The sequence below is a fragment of the Caulobacter sp. GW821-FHT09H08 genome (assembly GCF_059415885.1).
This window is the reverse complement of the sequence record NZ_JBWKOC010000006.1, coordinates 328,582-348,380: the sequence shown is the minus strand read 5'-3', so window position 1 is coordinate 348,380 and position 19,799 is coordinate 328,582. Positions and strand designations below refer to the sequence as shown.

At 68.9% G+C, this 19,799-nt stretch carries 19 protein-coding genes, 1 tRNA gene and 1 pseudogene; 16 read left to right on the top strand and 5 right to left on the bottom strand.

From position 1 onward, the window contains the following. Positions 1–20 precede the first annotated feature (20 nt). From ftsE to AC07NN_RS21680, 4 genes are read left to right on the top strand one after another with little or no spacing between them, the layout of a single operon-like run. On the top strand, positions 21–743 hold the full coding sequence (gene ftsE / locus AC07NN_RS21695) for a cell division ATP-binding protein FtsE (RefSeq protein WP_494645686.1): 723 nt from the start codon (positions 21–23) through the stop codon (positions 741–743). Further along, complete coding sequence (locus tag AC07NN_RS21690; RefSeq protein WP_494645684.1) at positions 740–1,633, top strand: cell division protein FtsX; 894 nt, start codon at positions 740–742, stop codon at positions 1,631–1,633. The genes ftsE and AC07NN_RS21690 overlap by 4 nt, the downstream gene beginning before the upstream one ends. Next, complete coding sequence (locus tag AC07NN_RS21685) at positions 1,630–2,247, top strand: YdcF family protein (protein WP_494645682.1); 618 nt, start codon at positions 1,630–1,632, stop codon at positions 2,245–2,247. The genes AC07NN_RS21690 and AC07NN_RS21685 overlap by 4 nt, the downstream gene beginning before the upstream one ends. Beyond that, complete coding sequence (locus AC07NN_RS21680) at positions 2,244–2,954, top strand: lysophospholipid acyltransferase family protein (RefSeq protein ID WP_494645680.1); 711 nt, start codon at positions 2,244–2,246, stop codon at positions 2,952–2,954. Before AC07NN_RS21685 ends, AC07NN_RS21680 begins: the two co-directional genes overlap by 4 nt. Before the next feature lie 12 nt (positions 2,955–2,966). Here AC07NN_RS21680 and AC07NN_RS21675 read toward each other — a convergent pair. Together AC07NN_RS21675 and AC07NN_RS21670 are read right to left on the bottom strand one after the other, a co-directional pair. Beyond that, positions 2,967–3,071, bottom strand: a pseudogene (locus tag AC07NN_RS21675) (hypothetical protein); the annotation flags it as partial. Further along, positions 3,068–3,613, bottom strand: coding sequence for a gamma-glutamylcyclotransferase (locus AC07NN_RS21670; RefSeq protein ID WP_494645678.1), 546 nt, complete (start codon positions 3,611–3,613; stop codon positions 3,068–3,070). The pseudogene AC07NN_RS21675 and the gene AC07NN_RS21670, both read right to left, overlap by 4 nt. Positions 3,614–3,642: 29 nt before the next feature. On the opposite strand from AC07NN_RS21670, the gene AC07NN_RS21665 reads away from it, so the two are divergent. The 9 genes from AC07NN_RS21665 (at position 3,643) to AC07NN_RS21625 (ending at position 13,208) form a co-directional block, all read left to right on the top strand. Beyond that, positions 3,643–4,665 carry a DUF2125 domain-containing protein gene (locus AC07NN_RS21665; protein WP_494645676.1) on the top strand — a complete coding sequence of 341 codons (1,023 nt, stop codon included), beginning with the start codon at positions 3,643–3,645 and terminating at the stop codon, positions 4,663–4,665. A 103-nt stretch (positions 4,666–4,768) separates the two neighbouring features. Further along, positions 4,769–5,569, top strand: a complete 801-nt coding sequence (locus AC07NN_RS21660) for a chorismate mutase (RefSeq protein WP_494645674.1) — start codon at positions 4,769–4,771, stop codon at positions 5,567–5,569. A 30-nt stretch (positions 5,570–5,599) separates the two neighbouring features. After that, positions 5,600–6,712, top strand: coding sequence for a histidinol-phosphate transaminase (gene hisC, locus AC07NN_RS21655; protein ID WP_494645673.1), 1,113 nt, complete (start codon positions 5,600–5,602; stop codon positions 6,710–6,712). Next, positions 6,713–7,651 carry a prephenate/arogenate dehydrogenase family protein gene (locus AC07NN_RS21650; RefSeq protein ID WP_494645671.1) on the top strand — a complete coding sequence of 313 codons (939 nt, stop codon included), beginning with the start codon at positions 6,713–6,715 and terminating at the stop codon, positions 7,649–7,651. Positions 7,652–7,653: 2 nt separating this feature from the next. Then, a complete protein-coding gene (locus AC07NN_RS21645) occupies positions 7,654–8,040 on the top strand; it encodes an ExbD/TolR family protein (RefSeq protein ID WP_494645669.1) in 387 nt (128 codons plus the stop codon). A gap of 322 nt (positions 8,041–8,362) precedes the next feature. Beyond that, positions 8,363–9,580, top strand: coding sequence for an RtcB family protein (locus tag AC07NN_RS21640; RefSeq protein ID WP_494645667.1), 1,218 nt, complete (start codon positions 8,363–8,365; stop codon positions 9,578–9,580). A gap of 142 nt (positions 9,581–9,722) precedes the next feature. Next, positions 9,723–10,070, top strand: coding sequence for an EF-hand domain-containing protein (locus tag AC07NN_RS21635; protein WP_494645665.1), 348 nt, complete (start codon positions 9,723–9,725; stop codon positions 10,068–10,070). Between the two features lie 192 nt (positions 10,071–10,262). Then, a complete protein-coding gene (locus AC07NN_RS21630; RefSeq protein ID WP_494645663.1) occupies positions 10,263–12,143 on the top strand; it encodes a glycoside hydrolase family 9 protein in 1,881 nt (626 codons plus the stop codon). Between the two features lie 228 nt (positions 12,144–12,371). After that, positions 12,372–13,208, top strand: coding sequence for an alpha/beta fold hydrolase (locus tag AC07NN_RS21625; protein ID WP_494645934.1), 837 nt, complete (start codon positions 12,372–12,374; stop codon positions 13,206–13,208). Between the two features lie 56 nt (positions 13,209–13,264). Here the strand turns inward: AC07NN_RS21625 and AC07NN_RS21620 are convergent, their stop codons facing one another. Beyond that, a complete protein-coding gene (locus tag AC07NN_RS21620; protein ID WP_494645662.1) occupies positions 13,265–13,882 on the bottom strand; it encodes a winged helix-turn-helix domain-containing protein in 618 nt (205 codons plus the stop codon). Positions 13,883–13,969: 87 nt separating this feature from the next. On the opposite strand from AC07NN_RS21620, the gene AC07NN_RS21615 reads away from it, so the two are divergent. Continuing rightward, positions 13,970–15,088, top strand: a complete 1,119-nt coding sequence (locus tag AC07NN_RS21615) for a S41 family peptidase (RefSeq protein WP_494645660.1) — start codon at positions 13,970–13,972, stop codon at positions 15,086–15,088. Positions 15,089–15,139: 51 nt separating this feature from the next. On the opposite strand, the gene AC07NN_RS21610 is transcribed toward AC07NN_RS21615, so the two are convergent. Beyond that, positions 15,140–17,122: an alpha/beta hydrolase family protein gene (locus AC07NN_RS21610; RefSeq protein WP_494645658.1), complete on the bottom strand. Its 1,983-nt coding sequence runs from the start codon at positions 17,120–17,122 to the stop codon at positions 15,140–15,142. Positions 17,123–17,247: 125 nt separating this feature from the next. Between AC07NN_RS21610 and AC07NN_RS21605 the strand changes: the two genes are divergently transcribed. Beyond that, positions 17,248–17,322, top strand: a tRNA-Gly gene (locus AC07NN_RS21605). Positions 17,323–17,355: 33 nt separating this feature from the next. Here AC07NN_RS21605 and AC07NN_RS21600 read toward each other — a convergent pair. Beyond that, positions 17,356–19,017 carry a glycosyltransferase family 4 protein gene (locus tag AC07NN_RS21600; RefSeq protein WP_494645656.1) on the bottom strand — a complete coding sequence of 554 codons (1,662 nt, stop codon included), beginning with the start codon at positions 19,015–19,017 and terminating at the stop codon, positions 17,356–17,358. 163 nt (positions 19,018–19,180) lie between these two features. On the opposite strand from AC07NN_RS21600, the gene AC07NN_RS21595 reads away from it, so the two are divergent. Further along, positions 19,181–19,789 (top strand): HD domain-containing protein, encoded by a 609-nt coding sequence (locus tag AC07NN_RS21595; RefSeq protein ID WP_494645654.1) that lies wholly within the window; start codon positions 19,181–19,183, stop codon positions 19,787–19,789. The last annotated feature ends 10 nt before the right edge of the window (positions 19,790–19,799 follow it).

Below are 19,799 nucleotides of genomic sequence, written 5' to 3'. Positions count from 1 at the left end.
AGAAACCCAAGTGACGCGCCTTGCGGATCGACACAGAACAGGGCGATGACGCTCTTCCGGTGGTCCGCTTCGAAGGTGTCTCGATGCGGTACGGCCGAGCGCCGGAAACTCTAAGGGACATAAGCTTTTCCCTGGATCAGGGCTCGTTCCATTTCCTGACCGGCGCCTCGGGCGCGGGCAAGAGTTCGCTGCTCAAGCTGGTCTATCTGGCGCACCGTGCGTCACGGGGTCGCGTCGAGCTTTTCGGCCGCGATGTCAGCCTCACCCACGCCTCGGACCTGCCGTTCCTGCGTCGCCGGATCGGGGTGGTGTTCCAGGAATTCCGGCTGCTGGAGCACCTGTCGGTGTTCGACAACGCCGCCCTCCCCCTGCGCATCCTGAAGCGCAAGCCCGCCACCTATCGCGAGGACGTCGCCGAGCTGTTGACCTGGGTCGGCCTGGGCGATCGCATGCACGCCCTGCCCGCCACGCTGTCCGGCGGCGAGAAGCAGCGCCTGGCCATCGCCCGCGCCGTGGTCGATCGCCCTGACGTGCTGCTGGCCGACGAGCCCACCGGCAATGTTGATCCGGCCATGTCGCTGCGCCTGCTGCGCTTGTTCGTCGAGCTCAATCGCCTGGGCACCACCGTCCTGATCGCCACGCACGACGAGGACCTGGTGGCCCGCGCCGCGCGGCCGACTTTGCACCTGGATCAGGGCCGCCTGGTCGACATCGCTAGCGGACTTGGGGGAGGCCGCTCATGAGCGAGTTCTTCCAGGTCGCCCGCTGGAGGCCCGGCCCGCTGCTGCCGCCGCGCGACGCCCGCGATGGGGCGCTGATCTTCGTGGTCGCCGTGCTGTGCTTCCTGGCCTGCCTGACCGGCTTCGCGGCCCTGGCCGCCAACCGCGCCGCCAACGGCTGGACCGCGCAGCTGACTGGCTCGGCCACTGTGGTGGTCCGCGCCCGCGCCAACGAGAGCCCCGACAGCGCCGCCGCCCGCGCCGCCGAGGCCCTGGCCGGGCTCAAGGGCGTGGTCGAGGCCCAGGCCCTGCCGCGCGAGAAGGCCGAGGCCCTGCTGGAACCGTGGCTCGGCAAGGAGGCGCTGGTCGCCGACCTGCCGACCCCGCGCCTCGTCACCCTGGAGCTCGATCCCAAGGCCCCGCCGACCGCCCGGACCCTGGACCAGGCCCTGAAGGCCGCCGGCGTCGGCGCCACGGTCGATGACCACAGCCGCTGGATCGCCGACATCGAGAACGCCGCTCGCCTGGCGCGGCTGGCGGCCCTGGGCGTCTTCGCTCTAATCGCCGCGGCGACCGCCGCCGTCATCGCTTTCGCGACTCGTGCGGGCCTGGCCGCTCGCCGCGACGTGATCGAGGTGCTGCATTTCTCCGGCGCCGAGCAGGGCTTCATCGCCGGCCTGTTCCAGAACCGCTTCGCGGCCATGGGCATGGTGGCGGGCTTGCTGGGCGGGACCGGCGCGGCCATCATCGGCGCGGTCGCGCGGTACTTCGGCGGCGGCGCGGGGGTTGCGCCGATCCTGCCGGTGGCCTGGATCGATCTGGCGCTCGCCCTGCCCTGTCCGCTGGTCGCCGCCCTGATCGCCGGGCTTTCGGCTCGCTTGGCCGCGTCGCGCATCGTGGGGGAGATGCCGTGAGAAGCCTGGCCGCCCTGCTGATCGCGGTGATGATCTGGGGCCTGGGCCTCCTGGCCTTTACGGGCCGGGTGGACCAGTCGACGCCCGCCAACGAACCGCCCGTCGCCGACGGCGTGGTGGTGCTGACCGGCGCCTCGAACGTCCGCCTGGAAGCCGCCACCAAGCTGCTGGAAGAAGGCAAGGGCCAGCGCCTGCTGATCTCGGGCGTCAACCGCGAGGCCACCCGCGCCGACGTCCAGACCGTCACCAAGGCGGTCAAGCCGATCTACGACTGCTGCGTGGACCTGGGGTTCGCCGCCGCCAACACCGTCGGCAACGCCATCGAGACCGCCGACTGGGCCAAGTCCAAGGGCTACAAGAGCCTGATCGTGGTGACCGCCGACTACCACATGCCGCGCTCGATGCTGGAGCTGCGCGCGGCCATGCCGGACGTGACGTTGAGCCCCTATCCGGTCAAGACCGACCTCAACGCCCATCGCTGGTGGAAGACCAGCACGAGCGCGCGGCGGATGATCGTGGAATACTGCAAGTACCTGGCGATCCTGGGGCGCGAAGCGTTCCTTGGGCTAGGACCTAAAGAGAAGGCCGCCCCGGCGGCGAAGGAAGCGTCTTGATCTATCTGCGTTCATTCCTGTTCCAGGCGTTCTTCTGGCTGTGGTCGGCCGGGACGGCGATCTTCATGATCCTGACCTTCCCCCTGCCCCGCGCGGCCAATCGCGCCTGCCTGCGCGTCTGGTCCAAGGGCCTGGTTCTGGGCCTGCGCGTGCTGGCCGACATCAAGGTCGAAGTGCGCGGCGAGCAGTACAAGCCGATGGGTCCGGCCCTGGTCGCCCCCAAGCACCAGTCGATGTTCGACGTCTTCAGCCAGTTCTCCCTGCTGCCCGACGCCTGCTTCGTGATGAAGAAGGAACTGGTGTGGGTGCCGCTGCTGGGCTTCCACGGCCTGAAGGGCGGCATGATCGTCGTCGACCGCGCCGGCCATTCGACCGCGCTGAAGAAGCTGGTCCGCGACGCCGTCGAACGGATGAAGGAGACCCGCCAGGTGGTGATCTTCCCGGAAGGCACCCGGGGCGATGTCGGCCAGCCCGGCGACTACAAGCCCGGCATCGCCGCGCTCTATCGCGAACTGAACATGCCCGTGACGCCCCTGGCGCTGAACTGCGGCAGCCACTGGAACAAGGGCTTCCTGCGCAAGCCCGGCACCATCGTCTTCGAATATCTGGAGCCGATCCCCGCCGGCCTGAAGCGCGGCGAGTTCATGCGCGAGCTTCAGACCAAGATCGACACGGCGACGAAGGCCCTGGAGGACGAGGGGCTTTAGGCGCCCGCGCGGCCGCCCTCGTCCTTCGACAAGCTCAGGATGAGGGCTATTGCTGGCGGCGGTTCAGTAGAAATCCTCATCCTGAGCCTGTCGAAGGACGAGGATCTCAGCCCTCACGCTCCCTCGATCGCCTCGACCATCTTCAGCAGCTTCTCCATGGCGTGGTCGCGCACGCCGTCCTCGTGCAGGTGCATGACGAGGTCGCGGAGATAGTCGATGTTCGGGCCCGAAAGGCCCTTGGCGCCGGCGATCAGCTGCGCCTGCTGCTCCAGGGTGAGCGCACCGGCCCACTGGCTGTGCTTCATGTCCGACAGGAAGACCAGCGCCTGGACGCGTCCATCACCGTCGATCTTCACCTCGCGTGAGGTCTCGAAATAGGTCTCGGTCGGCTGCTCCCGTTCGCGGAGATAGGCGTAGACACCTTCCCACTCGCTGGCCGCCACCCGATAGGCCATGCCGCGCACGGAGCCGCCCGGGGCCAGGCCCAGCACCAGGCCGGGGCGCTCGTAGGTGCCGCGGTGATGCACCGAATAGATGCAGAAGGCCCGCCGCCGGCCGTGGAGCACGGCCGTTCTTCGGTCTATGAACGGGAACCCGGGCCGCCACATGAGCGATCCGTACCCGAATACCCAGCGATCACCGTCGCCCTCAAAGCTCATCACCGTTCCCGACTGGACGCGCCCAATACATGACCCATAACGACGCCGCCTCGTCCCGAAAAGTCCCCCCAAGAGCTAGGCGCAGCCGTCTGTTCACGCCTTTCATCCTCGCTGCCGTCCTGGCGGGCGGTTGGAGCTATGGCTGGTTCTGGCTGCGCGGCCAGGCCGAGCAGCGGATGGACGCCCAGGCGGCCGATCTGAAGTCGCGCGGCTATGACCTGTCGTGGAGCGCCCGGACCTTCCACGGCTTCCCCTTCCGGATGAATGTCGACCTCGCCAACCTGCGCGTCGCCGAGCCGTCGGGCTGGGCCCTGCGCATTCCGGTGCTGAAGGGCGAGGCGGCGGTCTACGACCTGACCCACTGGGTGCTGGTCGCCTCGGACGGCGTGGTGCTGACCCGGCCGGAGGCGGGCGACGTCACCATCACCGGCCAGGCGCTGCGGGCCAGCATCTCGCACGTCGCCGAATATCCCCCGCGTGTCTCGATCGAGGGCGCAGGCCTGAACTTCGCCCCCGCGCCGGGCGCCAAGCCCTTCACCCTGGTCTCGGCCGAGCGGATGCAGTTGCACCTGCGCGCCGGTCCGGACGACCAGGGCGCCATCTTCTTCAAGGCTGACGGGGCCAAGACCGCCTTCACCGGCTTGCTGGGCCGTCTGGCCCAGGACAAGACCGCCTCGATGATCCTGGAGACCCGCCTGACGCACGTCTCTTACCTGCGCGGCCGCAACTGGGAAGCGGCCGTCAAGCGCTGGAGCGAGGCCGGCGGCGAGATCAGCGTGCAGCAGAGCCAGCTCCTGGCCGGCGACGCCGAGGGCAAGGCCAAGTCCGGCGTGCTGGGCGTCGACTCGCAGGGCCGGGTGACCGGCTCGCTGAACGTGGCGCTCAAGGAACGCGCCGTCCCCGGCCAGCCGATCCGGACGCCGGAACAGGCCCTGGCCGCCGCCGCCCAGGCCATGGGCCAGGAGCCGGTGATCGAGGCGGACCTCAAATTCCATGAGGGCCGCACCTATCTGGGCGTGATCGACACCGGACCCGCGCCAACCGTTTATTGATCGAGCAACGATCGCCAAACACGCAATTTTCTTCCCGTGCGGGCTGGCTATTGCGTGTTCGGCGGCAAAGACTATGGTCCGCCCTCCAATTTCGGGGAAAAACATGGGCAGCGACGCGACGGACGCCACACCGTCTCTCGAAGAGGTCCGATGGCGACTGGACGCCATCGATGGTGAACTGCTGAAACTGCTCGACGAGCGCGCCAGCCTGGCCAGCGCCGTCGCGGCGGCCAAGCGCGCCTCGGGCGACACGGGCTTTGGCCTGCGCCCCGGCCGAGAGGCCCAGATCGTCCGCAAGCTGCTGCAGACCCCACGCAAAGCCGCCTCCAGCGCCCTGGTCATCCGCATCTGGCGCGAGATCATGGCCGACAACCTAGCGCGCCAGGGTCCCTATCACTTGGGCGTCTTTGGCGGTCGGGAGCCAGCCCGCACGGTCGAGCTGACCCGCCTGCGCTTTGGGACCGCCCCGCGCCTGTCCATCGTGCCGACCGCCCAGGACGCCCTCGCCGTCGCCCGCGCGCCTTGGGGCGTCGCCGTCCTGCCGCTGGCCGCCGACACGCCCTGGTGGGGCCGCCTGTTGGCCGAGCCCAAGCTGAAGGTCTTCGCCGCCCTGCCCTGCCTGGCGTCCTGGGGCCCGCAAGCCGCCCTGGCCGTGGCCGAGGTCGATGTCGAGCCCACCGGCGGCGACCAGACCTTCTGGGTCACCGACTCGCCCAAGAGCGCCGCCGCCATCGTCGAGGCCCTGAGCCAGACCGACGTCGCCGCCGAGCTGATTGCCGACGCCGGTGGCCTGAAGCTGTTCTCGCTGTCGGGCTTCTTCCAGGCCGACGACGAGCGCCTGGCCCGCGCGCCCGGCCAGCTGACCGGCGTCATCGGGGCTGCGCCCGAACAGTTCGACGTGTAAGAGACGCCCGTCCGTAGACCGAGTATCCAGATGACCACCGACCGCTTCGCTGCGCCCCGTCCTGTCCCGAAACCCGGCATCATGGACATCCACGCCTATGTCGGCGGCAAGTCGAAGGTCGAAGGCATCGCCCATCCGGTGAAGCTGTCGAGCAACGAAAACATCCTGGGCAGCAGCGACAAGGCCAAGCAGGCCTATCGCGACGGCGTCGACCGCCTGCACATCTATCCGGACGGCAAGGCCAACATCCTGCGCGCCGCCGTGGCCGAGCGCTTCAAGCTCGAGCCCGAGCGCCTGACCTTCGGCGACGGCAGCGACGAGATCTTCGCCCTGCTGAACCAGGTCTATCTCGAGCCCGGTGACAATATCGTACAGGGCGAGCACGGCTTCGCCGCCTACGCCATCGGGGCCCGCGCCTGCCAGGGCGAGGTGCGGATGGCCAAGGAAATCAATCACCGCATCGACGTCGACGAGGTGATGAAGCAGGTCGACGAGCGCACGCGCCTGGTCTTCATCGCCAACCCCGCCAACCCGACCGGCACCTGGTTGACGGGCGAGGAGATCCGCACCCTGCACGCGGCACTGCCGCCGTCGGTGATCCTGGTGCTGGACGGCGCCTATGCCGAGTTCTGCAGCGACCCGCGCTTCGAGGACGGCCTGGACCTGGCCCGCACAGCCGAGAACGTGATCGTCACGCGGACCTTCTCGAAGATCCACGGCCTGGCCGCGCTTCGAGTGGGTTGGGGATACGCGCCCAGCCACATCATCGAGCCGATCGAGCGCATCCGCCCGCCGTTCAACACCTCGATCCCCGGCCAGGAAGCGGCCGTCGCGGCCCTGTTCGACGACGAGTTCCAGGCCAAGTCGCTGGCTCTGGTCGAGCAGTGGCGTCCGTGGCTGGCCCAACAGCTGGGCGGTCTGGGACTGGAAGTGACGCCCTCAGCAGCCAACTTCGTCCTGGCCACCTTCCCGACCACGCCGGGCAAGACCGCCCGCGAGGCCGAGGCCTTCCTGGCGTCGCGCGGCTACCTGGTCCGCGCCGTGGCCAACTACAACCTGCCGGACTCGATCCGCGTCACCATCGGCTTCGAAGAGCAGAACCGCGCCGTCGTGGACCTGCTCGCCGAGTTCATGGGGCGCTAGATGTCGGTTCCGGGCATCCTGTATTCCAAGATCACCGTCATCGGCTTTGGCCTGATCGGCGGCTCGATCATCCGCGCGGCGCGTGAGCACGGCGTCGTCGGCGAGGTCACCGTGGCTGACGCCAGCGAGGCCCACCGCGCCCGCGTCGTCGCGCTTGGTGTCGCGGACCACGTCACCGGTGACATCGCCGAGGCTGTAAAGGACGCCGACCTGGTGGTCATCGCCACGCCGGTGCTGTCGATCCCGGATCTCGCCGCTGTCGTGATCCCGGCCATGAAGCCCGGCGCGACCCTGACCGATGTCGGCTCGACCAAGGCCAATGTCGCCGAGGCCTTCCGCGCCCAGGACATCTCGAAGATCTTCGCCATCCCCGGCCACCCGATCGCCGGCACCGAGCAATCGGGTCCCGACGCCGGCTTCGCCGAGCTGTTCGAGAACCGCTGGACGATCCTGACCCCCTTCGAGAGCGACGACGAGCACTATGCCGCCGCCGTCGCCAAGCTGTCGGCCTTCTGGCGCGCCTTCGGGGCCCAGGTCGAGCTGATGGAGGAAAAGCACCACGACCTGGTGCTGGCCGTCGTCAGCCACCTGCCCCACCTGATCGCCTACACGATCGTCGGCAGCGCGGCGGACCTGGAGAATGTCACCGAGAACGAGGTCATCAAGTACTCGGCCTCGGGCTTCCGCGACTTCACCCGTATCGCCGCCAGCGACCCGACCATGTGGCGCGACATCTTCGTGGCCAACAAGGACGCGGTGCTGGAGATGCTGGGCCGCTTCACCGAGGACCTGCAGGCCATGAGCCGCGCGATCCGCTGGGGCGACGCCGACACCCTGCACGCCCACTTCACCCGCACGCGGGCCATCCGCCGCGGCATCGTGGCGGCGGGCCAGGAGAGCGCCGAGCCGAACTTCGGGCGCGACCGCGGGAAGCACTGAGGATGAAGCGAAAGGAGCTGATCGTCTTCGGCGCCTTCGTCGCGGTCGTGCTGGGCATCGTCGCGCTGTTCGCCACCAGGTTGGTGGAGATCCAGATCGAGCTGCCGCCGGCTGAAGCCCCCAAGGCCGCCCCGGTCGCACCGATCTATATCGATATCGCCGACGACGGCCGCATCGCCATCGGTGGCGCGCCGTCCAACCTCGACACGCTGGTCGCCGACCTCACGGCCCGGTCGCATGTCGCCAGCAAGGACGATCAGCGCATCATGATCCGGGCCTCCAAGGACGTGCCCTACGATCGCTTCATGGCCGTGCTGAACAGCCTGCAAGGCCACGGCTGGCGCAAGGTCGGGCTCGTCAACGAAGACATCCCGACGCCGAAGCCCTGACCGCGGCCTTTCCGCCACACCGGCACAACTTCCGCGTCACCCCTCTGGCGCGCCTTGGCGTAACGCTGTAATCGGCCGCCTCCCGAAGGATGAGGACCATGGCGCACAAAGCCCTGACCAATTCGCAGTTGCCCGCCATGCTCGACCGCCAGGTCGAGTACACGGGCGCGTGCGCGTTGGAGGGGATCACGGTCTAGGGTTCGACTGAACTCGGGATGTACGAAGAGAACCCCTCCTGGCCTGGCCGGAGGGGTTCTTCGTTTTTGTGCGGGAAAGCCTTCGACCAAGACGCCAGGAGGGGCGGATTGGAAAGGAGAAGCCCATGAGCGGCTTCACACACATCGAAAGCGAAGGCGCGCCGATCAAGGCGTGGACCCAAGGCGTCCCGATCGAGGACTCCGCCCTGAAGCAGCTGCGCAACGTCGCCAGCTTGCCGTTCATCCACAAGCACGTGGCGGTGATGCCGGACGTGCACTGGGGGATGGGCGCGACCGTGGGCTCGGTGATTCCGACCTACAAGGCGATCATCCCGGCCGCCGTGGGCGTCGACATCGGCTGCGGCATGATGGCGGTGCGCACCTCGATTCGGGCCGAGCACCTGCCGGACAACCTGTTCGGCATCCGGTCGGACATCGAGGCCGCCGTGCCGCACGGCCGGACCGACAATGGCGGGCGCAACGACAAGGGCGCCTGGCAAGTCGAGCCGCCGGCCATCGCCGCCGAGAAGTGGGCGGGCCTGAAGGACGGGTACGACGACATCGTGGCGCGCAACCCGAAGGCGGCTCACCCGCGCGGCTATGGGCACCTGGGCACGCTGGGCACCGGCAACCACTTCGTCGAGCTGTGCCTCGACGAGGCGGGCGACGTCTGGGTGATGCTGCACTCGGGCTCGCGCGGCGTGGGCAACCGGTTGGGCACGTTCTTCATCGAACGGGCCAAGCAGGACATGCGTCGGTGGTTCATCAACCTGCCGGACGAGGACCTGGCCTACTTCGCCGAAGGCAGTGACGGCTTCAACGACTACGTCCGGGCGGTGGCCTGGGCGCAGAAGTACGCGCTCGCCAACCGGGAAGTGATGATGGACCAGGTGCTGGGCGTGCTGAAGAAGACGTTCCCGGACCTGGCCGTGACCGAGCATGCGGTGAACTGCCACCACAACTACGTGTCGCGGGAAAAGCACTTCGGCAAGGACGTCTACCTGACCCGGAAGGGCGCGGTGTCGGCCAAGGACGGAGAGCTGGGCATCATCCCGGGCTCGATGGGCGCCAAGTCGTTCATCGTGCGCGGCAAGGGCAACCCGGACTCGTTCTGCACGTGCTCGCACGGCGCAGGACGGGCGATGAGCCGGAACGAGGCCAAGCGGCGCTTCACCATCGAAGACCACGTGGCCGCCACCGCCGGCGTCGAGTGCCGCAAGGACGCCGACGTGATCGACGAAACGCCGATGGCCTACAAGGACATCGACGCGGTCATGGCCGCCCAGGCCGACCTGGTCGACATCGTGCATACCCTGCGCCAAGTCGTGTGCGTGAAGGGCTAGCGGACGCCGTCCGGTCGCAAGACCGGGCGGCGTTTCGCGTTCGCGGCGCGTCCGATACCGCCGCAATCTCGAAATAAGCCAGCAACAATCCAGGCTCATCCACGCCGACCAGGGACATTCACCCCGGAAGGAAACACCCTCTATGCGCCGCACGCTTCTCGTTGCGCTGGCTTCGCTCACCACCCTGGGCGCCTCGGCCGCCCTGGCTCAGCAGGAAGGTCCGCCGCCCGGACCGCCGCGCCAGATGCCGGCCCCTGAAGATATCTTCAAGCGCTGGGACACCAACAGCGACGGCGCCGTCGACAAGGCCGAATGGACCGGCGCTGGCCGTCCGGAAGACCGCTTCGCCATGCTCGACGCCGACAAGGACGGCAAGATCACCCTGGCCGAGTTGAAGACCGGCTTCGAGCAGATGCGCGCCCGTCGCGCCCAGCAAGGCGGCCCGCCCCCCGGCCCGCCGCCGGAAGGCGCTCCGCCGCAAGGCAACTAAGCGCTCCTTCCAGGATCGTTTCGAACGCCGCCCGGCCAGCCCGCCGGGCGGCGTTTTCGTGTCCAGGCCTGACTTCACGGCAGCGGCGCGGACGAGGCCACAGGTACCGGTAACAAATATCGTGACAACGCTGTCTCGTTGCCGCTAGCTTCACCGGCAAGGCGTGCGCCGCGAAGGCTATCAAGACGCGCCGTGGAGGAAGCGTCGATGATCCGTCTGGCCGCCCTGTCGTTCGCCTCGGCCCTTGTGCTGGCCGGAGCCGCCTCGGCCGAAGAGGCGCCGCGCCCGATCCGCTTGAACCAGACGGGTGTCGAAGCGCTCGGCCCCAAGCGCGCCATGCTGGCCGATCCCTCAAAGGCGCCACTGGACTGGATCTTGACCGACGCGCAAGGGGCGACGGTCGCGCAGGGCAAGACCACGGTGTTCGGCGACGACGCCGCCTCGGGCGAGCATGTCCACCAGATCGACTTCTCCAGCGCCCGCAAAGTCGGCGACGGCTATCGCCTGAAGGTCGGCGAGGCCGAGAGCCGGCCGTTCGCCCTGCGCGGCAAGCCGGACGGCAAGCTGACCCGCGCGGCCCTGTCGTTCTTCTACCAGCAGCGCGCCAGCGTCCCGATCGAGGCCCGCTTCGTCGAACGCAAGGACCTGGCCCGCCCCGCCGGTCACGCGCCGGACAAGGCGACCTGCTTCGACCAGGCCGACGAGCGCGGCCAGACCTGGCCGGGCTGCGACTATACCCTGGACGTCAGCGATGGCTGGTACGACGCCGGCGACCACGGCAAGTACGTCGTAAACGGCGGCATCTCGCTCTGGACCCTGGTCAACGCCTGGGAGCGCGCCACCATCCTGAAGCGCCCGACCGCGACCAAGGCCCTGGGCGACGGCGCTCTGGCCCTGCCGGAGAACGGCAACGGCGTGCCCGACATCCTGGACGAGGCTCGCTTCGAGCTGAACTTCCTGCTGGCCATGCAGGCCCCGCAGGGCAAGACGCAGCAGGTCCCGGTCGGCAAGCAGAAGCCCTCGGACGGAAAGCTGATCCTGACCGCCGTCGATGTGTCGGGCATGGCGCACCAGAAGATCGGCGACCGCTACTGGACCGGACTGCCGACCGCGCCGGCCGACGACAAGCAGGTGCGCTATCTCTATTATCCGACCACCGGCGCGACCCTGAACCTGGCCGCCGTCGCCGCCCAGGCCGCGCGGGTCTGGAAGACGATCGACCCGGCCTTCTCGGCCAAGTGCCTGGACGCCGCCCGTCGCGCGTTCGCGGCCGCCCAGCGCAATCCCGAGATCTACCAGATCGGTCCATTCACCGGCTCAGGCGGCTATGGCGACGGCGACCTGACCGACGAGGTCTACTGGGCCGCCGCCGAGCTCTACGCCACGACGGGCGAGGCCGAGTACGAGAAGGTCGTGCGCGCCTCGCCGATATTCCTGGCCTCCCCCACTGTCGGGGCCATCCGGCCGACCGGCGACATCGGCTGGAGCTCGGTCGGCGCCCTGGGCACGATCACCCTGGCGCTGACGCCGAACGGCCTGAAACCCGCCGAGGTCGAGCAGGCTCGCAAGAACCTGACCGCCACGGCCGGCAAGTACCTCTCCGACGACATCGGCCAGGGCTATGCCCTGCCCTATGCGGCCCAAGGCTATCCCTGGGGCTCGAACAGCTCGGTGCTGAACCACGCCTTGGTGCTGGGCGTGGCCTACGACTTCACCGGCGAGATCGGCTACCGCTACGGCGCGGTCGACGCGATGGACTATGTGCTGGGCCGCAACCCGCTGGACCGCTCCTACGTCACCGGCTTCGGCGCGCGGCCGATGCGGAACCCGCACCACCGCTTCTGGGCCAAACAGGCCGACGCCAAATATCCCGCCCCGCCGGCGGGCGTGCTGTCGGGCGGCCCCAACTCGACCAGCATGGGCGACACGGTGGCCAAGGACATGAAGGGCAAGTGCAAGCCCCAGACCTGCTGGGTCGACGACTACCGCGCCTTCACCCAGAACGAGGTGGCCATCAACTGGAACGCGCCCCTGGCCTGGGTCGCGGCCTTCCTGGACGATACGGCGCGCTAACCTCAGGAACGTTCAAACGGCGCGGGCGCGGTCCAAGCCGCGTCGGCCCGTTCGCGTCATGGTCGCCTCGTCATCACGAGGGGCAAGACCATGAGCGCCAACGACCACACCGGAACCTCGCGTCGCGGCGTCATCGCCGGCGGCCTGACCCTGGGCGCGCTCACGGCCCTGCCCCTGCTTGCCAACCCGGCCATCGCGACGGCCGCCCCGGTATCAGGAGCTTCGACCATGAGCAGCGGTTTCGTCACCACCAAGGACGGCGTCCAGATCTACTACAAGGACTGGGGTCCCAAGACCGCCCAGCCGATCGTGTTCCACCACGGCTGGCCGCTGAGCGCGGACGACTGGGACAACCAGATGATGTTCTTCTACGCCAAGGGCTTCCGCGTCATCGCCCATGACCGCCGGGGCCACGGCCGCTCGACCCAGACCGAGACCGGCAACGAGATGGACACCTACGCCGCCGACGTCGCGGCCCTGACCGACCACCTGGACCTGAAGAACGCCGTCCATATCGGCCACTCGACCGGCGGCGGCGAAGTCGCCCGCTACGTCGCCCGCGCCAAGCCGGGCCGCGTCGCCAAGGCCGTCCTGATCGGCGCGGTGCCGCCGATCATGGTCAAGTCGGACAAGAACCCGGGCGGCCTGCCGATCGAAGTGTTCGACAGCTTCCGCGCCGCCACGGCCGCCAACCGCGCCCAGTTCTTCTACGACGTCCCCGCCGGCCCGTTCTACGGCTTCAACCGGCCAGGCGCGAAGGTCGACCAGGGCGTGATCTGGAACTGGTGGCGCCAGGGCATGGCCGGCGGCATCAAGGCCCACTACGACTGCATCAAGGCCTTCTCGGAGACCGACTTCACCGAGGACCTGAAGGCCATCACCGTACCGACCCTGGTGATGCACGGCGAGGACGACCAGATCGTCCCCTATGCCGACAGCGCCCCGCTCTCGGTCAAGCTGCTGAAGAAGAGCACGCTGAAGAGCTATCCGGGCCTGGGCCACGGCCTGTGCACGATCAATCCGGACATCGTGAACCCCGAATTGCTGGCCTTCATCAAGGCCTGAGCCGGTCCGATCGCATGAAGAAGGCGGGCGTCTCGCGGCGCCCGCCTTTGTCTTGCCTAGCGCTCGACGAACTCGCGCGGCGGCTCGCAGCCGGGCGACGAGGGCAGAGGCGGCGCGCGCTGGGCCTCGCTGGGTTTGCCGACCCCGCGGATCACCTGGACCTGCTTCATGCAGCGACCGTCGACGCCGCGCTCCATGCGGACCTTGCGGATCTCGAACCTGCGCGGCTCGGCGGCCTTGCTCCAGGCATAGGCGCCGACGCCGCCCGCGCCGCCGGCGACGATCGCCGCGATGACGCCAGCGGCGAGCCAGGAAGGCCCCTGCGACCAGCGTGGGGCCGACGGCAAGGCTCGCCCCGGCTGCTCCTCGAAGATCCAGCGATAGCCTAGCTTGGGCACCGTCTCGATGAAGCGCGGCGCGCGGGCGTCATCGCCGAGGGCGCGGCGAAGCTTGGCCACGGCCTGACTCAGGGCCTCGTCCGACCCATCGACCTCGCCCCAGACCGTCTCGATCAGGTGGTCGCGCGAGGCGGTCAGACCCGGTCGCTCGACCAGGGTCAGCAACAGATCGAAGACGCGGGGCTCGAGGCTGCTGGACCCCGTCGGCGCCCGCACGCGGCGGCTTTCGACGTCGACCGACACCTCGCCGAACGCCATGCGCGGGGGGCTTTTCAACAGTTCAGCTTTCCGAGAGATTTCCGTCAGGACTTCCACGCGGCGATCAACTCCCCATCCGTCTCATCACGCATAAGGAGACGAACTGTGCGGCGCAATTTGGTCATCTTGGCCGGAGTCGGCCTGACCCTCACCACCTTCTTGCCAGTCCTCGCCCAGGAGCAGCCGCCCGGCGCGCCGACGCCTGTCCAGGCGCCCACTCCGGTCCCGGCCACACCGGCCGAATACGCCGCGGCGATCGAGACCCTGGCCGGCAAGCTGGAGGCCTCGTACCTCGATCCGAAGGTCGGCAAGCAGTATGCGGCGCTATTGCGCGCCAATAAGGCGACCTACGCCCAGATCGCAGATCCGATGACTCTGGCCAGACGCATGACCGACGACCTCCGGGCCCTGCACCCGGACAACCATCTGCGCGTCGCGCTCGAAAGACCGGGTGGCCCAGCCGATGGCCCCGGCCCGCGCCGCGTCCGCGTCGGGGGGCCGGGTGGTCCCGGTGGGCCCGGTCCTGGCCCAGGTGGACCCGCTCCGGGCGGCCCGGGCGGCCCGCGTCCGCCGGCCATCGAGGATCCCAAGTGGATCGCGGACGGCGTCGCCTACATCAAGTTCAACATGTTCGACGGCAGGCCCGAGACCCTGGCGGCGCTCGAAACCTTCATGAAGGAGCACGCCGGCGCCAAGGCGATCATCTTGGACGCCCGCACCCATCGCGGCGGCGGCATGGCCGAGATGGACGTCATGCTGCCCTATCTCTACGCCCAGCCTACCCGCCTGGTGAGCATGGACGTAGCCCAGTCGCTGATCGACGCCCGTGGCGGTCCGCCGATGCGCGGCGGCGATATGCGCGAGGTGAAGGCGCCCGCCGGCATCTATCGCCGCGAACACTGGGTGACGCCCAACGCCGAGACCAGCCTGCGCGGCGCCAAGGTGTTCTACCTGACCTCGACCCGCACCGGCTCGGCCGCCGAGCACCTGGCCCTGGCCCTGAAGCGCACCCATCGCGGCGTGCTGGTCGGCGAGCACACCGGCGGCGCCAACCACTTCGGCGGGTTCGAACCGCTGGGCGCGGGCCTGGTCGCTTTCGTGCCCGTGGGCCGGACCTTCGATCCGGACACCGACTGGGACTGGGAAGGCGGTGGCATCCAGCCGGACGTCGCGGTCCCGGCCGACCAGGCGCTGGAGAAGGCGCTGGAGCTGGCGAAGGGTTAGAGTTGCCAAACCACCGCTCATTCCCGCGAAAGCGGGGATGAGCGGACAGACCTAGAGCCCCAACGCCGCCTTCAGGAACGTATCCGCCCGATCCAGCAAGGTCGCGCGGGCGGTGGAGTCGTTGAGCTGGTGATCCAGACCCGGGAACTCGACCAGCTCGACCTTGCCGGCCGCCGCCTTCAGCCGCGACTGCATCAGGCGGGACTCGCCGATGCGGACGTTGGAGTCCTCGTCGCCGTGGAACAGCAGCACCGGCGCCTTGATCCGCGCCGCGTTCTGGGCCGGCGAACCTTCCTTCACGTGCGCCCCCCGGCCGATGAAGCCGTCGACGAGCTTGAAGCTGGTGAAGGCGCGGCTTTCCTCGCGCAGGCTTTCCAGGTCGGTGACCGGGGCCACGGCGACGATGGCCTTGAAGAGGTCCGGGTCCAGCGCCGACGACTGCAGGGCCGCGTAGCCGCCGTAGGACCAGCCCACGATGGCCAGCTTGCCCGGCGCGGCGACGCCTTGCGACAGCAGCCAACGGCCGGCGTCGTTGACGTCGCCGATGGCGGTCTTCCACGACTGGAAGCCGTTCTGCTGGAACCAGGCCTCGCCATAGCCGCTGGAGCCGCGATAGTTCGGCTGCAGGACCGCGTAGCCCTGGTGGGCGAAGAACTGGGCCAGCCAGTCGAAGCCCCACTCGTCGCGCGAGCTCGGCCCGCCGTGGGGCAGGACGATGGCCGGCAGGTTCTTGCCGTCGCTGCCCGGCGGCAGCGTCAGGTAGCCCGGCACCATGGTCCCGTCGGCCGCCTTGTAGCTTATCGGCTGCACGGTCGAGAGCTTGAACGACGCCAGCTCCGGCCGGTCGGGCATGACCTCGGCCAGCTTCTTGGCCGTCCGGTCGAACAGGTAGTAGCGGCCCGGATCGACATCGCTGCCGGCCCATAGCAAGAGGCGCGTCCCGTCCTGGCTGGCGTCGACGAAGTGGACTTGCGGCTGGCCCGGCAGCGCCTTGGACAGCGCGGCGGCCAGCCCCTTCAGGGCAGGATCGAAGAACACCGCCTGGCGCTTCTCGGTAGCGAAGCTGGCGCCGACCACACGGCGGTCGCGACCGATGCGGATCAGGTGATCCACATCGACATCGTCGCGGGCCAGCATCACCTCGCGCTTGGCGGTCCCGTCCAGGCTGACGCGGACGACAGCCTGGCGGCCGTTGATCCACTCGAAGCCATAGGCGGCGTTGAGGTCGCGATCGACCGCCACCGGCATGAAGCCGGTATGGACGTCGTGGTCATAGCTGCTCAGCGCCACCCAGTCGCCGCCGCCGGCGGGCCGGTACAGGTAGTTGACGCGCGCAGTGCTGTAGCCAGCGTTGGTCTTCAGACGCTGGCCGACAATGCGCACGGTCCCGTGCTGATCGGAGATGAACGCCGCCGCGTCGCCACGCGGCGGCTCGACCGGCGTGCGGGCCAGGGTGACGGTATCCACGCGCTCGACGGCCAGGCCTTCGCGCTGATTGCCCAGCAGGGTGCCGGTCGTCCCTTCCTCGGAATAGTCGCGGGTCATCAGCACCGCGCCGGCCGACTCGTCGGCCAGCCAGTCGACGATGCCGCCGCCGAACTGCTGATAGCTCCACGAGAAGTTCCGGTTGCGGGTGCTGATCTCGACGACCTTGCTCCCGTCGGCGTTCAGGGCGGCCAGGCGCGTGAAGCCCAGCTTCCGGGCGTCGCGGGTCAGCAGCATGTAGATGTTGCAGGCCAGCCGGGTGTTCGACACCCAGCCGCAGTCGGTCACCCGGTCCGGATTGCCCGAGGAACTCATGATCGGCTTGGGCTGGCTGGAGCCGTCCAGCGGCGCGACGAACACCGCCGTGGCCTGGGCGTCGGCCAAGGCCTGGACCAGGGCCACCGACTTGCCGTCGGGCGAAATGCTGGCGTCGACCACCGCTTCGCGCGCGCCGAAGGCCTTGGCGGCAGCGGAGACCTCCGCCCGGACGCCCGACGCGACCGCCAGCAGGGCCAAGCCGGCGACCGGGCCGTACAGAACTCTGGACATGGAACTCTACCTAAAATTGAAGCCCCGATGGGCCGGCAATTAAGGTCAAGCCCAGGATCAAGGCAAGGCGCGCCATCCTCCGCTTGAGTAGCCGACCGAGGCGGGCTAAACGGTGCGTCCCTTTGGCGGGCGTAGTTCAGAGGTAGAACGTCAGCTTCCCAAGCTGAATGTCGGGGGTTCGATTCCCCCCGCCCGCTCCAAGGTCCTTCCCGACGAGGGGCCATCGCTCGGCGTCAGGGCAGCGCTTCCACCACCCCGATCTTGATCAGCAGCCCCGCCACGCGGGTCAGCACCGCGACCTGGGCGTCCATCGCCTCGGCGGCGGCCTGCACCGTGGTCGGGCCGCGACTGGCCAGTTCAAACAGGGTCTCGGCCTGCTCGCGAGGGAAAGTCAGGCTGTTGAAGTAGGTCTGGTCCAGCGCCGCCCGGAGCGCCGCCGCGGTGGCGCCGGCCGCCGCGACCAGCCGGGTCGAAGGCGTCAGCAGTTCAGTGGGGTAGTGGCCGAACGCCTCGAACGGGTCCATGCGCGCGGCCGAGGCAGTCCGCAGCGACCGAGTCCGGGCCTGCTGGTCCGGGTCTTCCGAGGCCGCCAGGCGTCGCGCGTTTAGCTCCGCCCAGAGCGCCTGGTACTGCTTGTAGACGACGGACCAGTCGTAGACATCGCGCGCTCGGGTGCGCCCGGCCTTGCCCATGCCCTGGCGCAGCGCCGCGTCGGCGGCCAGGGCCTCGACGGCGTCGGCGGCCGCGCCGATGTCGACGGCGGTGGAGAGCCCCGCGGCCAGGCAGTACCGGTCATAGGTCAACGCCCCCACTTCCTGGGCGCGCGCCAGCCCCTGCCCGGCGCCTGGCGACGGCGCCAGGGTGCGAACACGGAACCCGTCCACGCCATCGCGGACCGTGTCCTTGTAGCCGTCATAGTCTGAGACCACGACCGGAAGACCGGCCGCCATCGCTTCGATCGGCGTGAGGCCGAATGTCTCCTGGATACTGTCGGACAGGGAGATGAAGAGGTCGGCGCCGGCCCACACGTGGTTGCGCGTCGCCGGGTCGCGGCCGTCTTTGACGATCACGCGGACGTCGGGCGCGAATTCCCGCGCGGCAGACAGGAAGGCCGTCTCGACGGCGGCGTTCGGAAACCATCCGGCCAGGATCAGGACGAGGCGCTTGCCCGTCCGCTCGGCCGCGATCTGCATCGCCCGGTACATCGGGTGCGGGTGGGCCTTGGCGTGAAAGACCAATCGGCCCATGAACAGGCTGGCGACCTCGTCCGCCTCGAGCCCCAGCGCCTCGCGAGCTTCGGCGCGCTGCGCGTCGTCGAAGGCGAAGTCCGAGCAGTGGACGCCCAGCGGGATCATCGGCAGTTGCGGCCCCTCGATCCGCGCCTGCGGCCCAAACCGCCAGCGGAGATAGTCGGCCTCGGCCTCATGGACGCGCCTGACCGTCTCGATCACCGAGGTCGAGGTGCAGACCAGCGCATCCCAGGGCGCGACCGGCTCGCGCAGCAGGCCGACGATCTCGTCCATGGCCCCGTCGGACGCGGTGGTGTGGGTCACGCCGCAGATCGAGAAGCTGGTCAGGCCCGCGCGCTGCCGGATGCGGCTGTGCTTCGAGACGGTGCCGTCCGCGAGATAGAGGGTCCCGACCCGGCTGATCTCGGTGAGACGCTCGGACGGGATCCAGATGAAGGTCGCGTCCGGATCGATGCGGTGGACCATGGCCTGGAAGCCCACGGCGGTCTCGTGCTTGGCCGTGAAGCCATGGATCGGCTTGTCGCCCCGCGCCACCACCGCCGCCCGGAGGAAGCCGTTGCCAGCGGCCTGGCGCCCCATGAGCTGCACCTTGGCCATGTCGTAGCCGTCAGGCTCGGCGCGGATAACTACGGAAGGGGGAGACACGAATACCGTGAAGCTGGCTGCGAGGGCCGATCAATGCGGTGAAACCCCGGCCCGAGGCAAGCACCCAGGCGCACTGTGACCAAGGTGGTCTCTCCGACTCCGCGTTGACGCCTGCCGGCTTCCGGCGCACCATCGCTCAAACAGATGTTTGGGGAGAAGCGCCATGGCCGACGGCGAGGATCATCCGGGCGCCCATGACCGGGCCAAGTTCCACGCCATGACCGAGGGTACGCCCGAGGACTGGGGGATCATCGCCAACGCCTCGATGCATTTCGGGCGCGAGCTGCCCACCCGCCTGGTGGCGCACCTGAACCTCCTGAAGGGCGACTGCGGCGGCTTCGCCATCGACCGCCTCGACCACAGCCTGCAGACCGCCACCCGCGCCCATCAGGCCGGCGAGGACGAGGAATATGTCGTCTGCGCCCTGCTGCACGACATCGGCGACATCCTGGGTCCGCGCAATCACGCCGACATCGCCGCGGCGATCCTGCAGCCCTTCGTGTCGGAGCGGAACCACTGGATGGTGGCCCACCACGCGATCTTCCAGGGCTACTACTTCTTCCACCACCTGGGCCTGGATCGCGACATGCGCGACCAGTTCCGGGGCCATCCGGACTTCGAGCACACGGCCAAGTTCTGCCACGTGTACGACCAGGAAGCCTTCGACCCGAACTTCAAGTCGATGCCGCTGGAAGCCTTCGAGCCGATGCTGCAGCGGGTGATGAGCGTGCCCAAGCGCTCGCTGTACATGGCGACGCGGGCGGCCGAATAGCCGCCCGCCC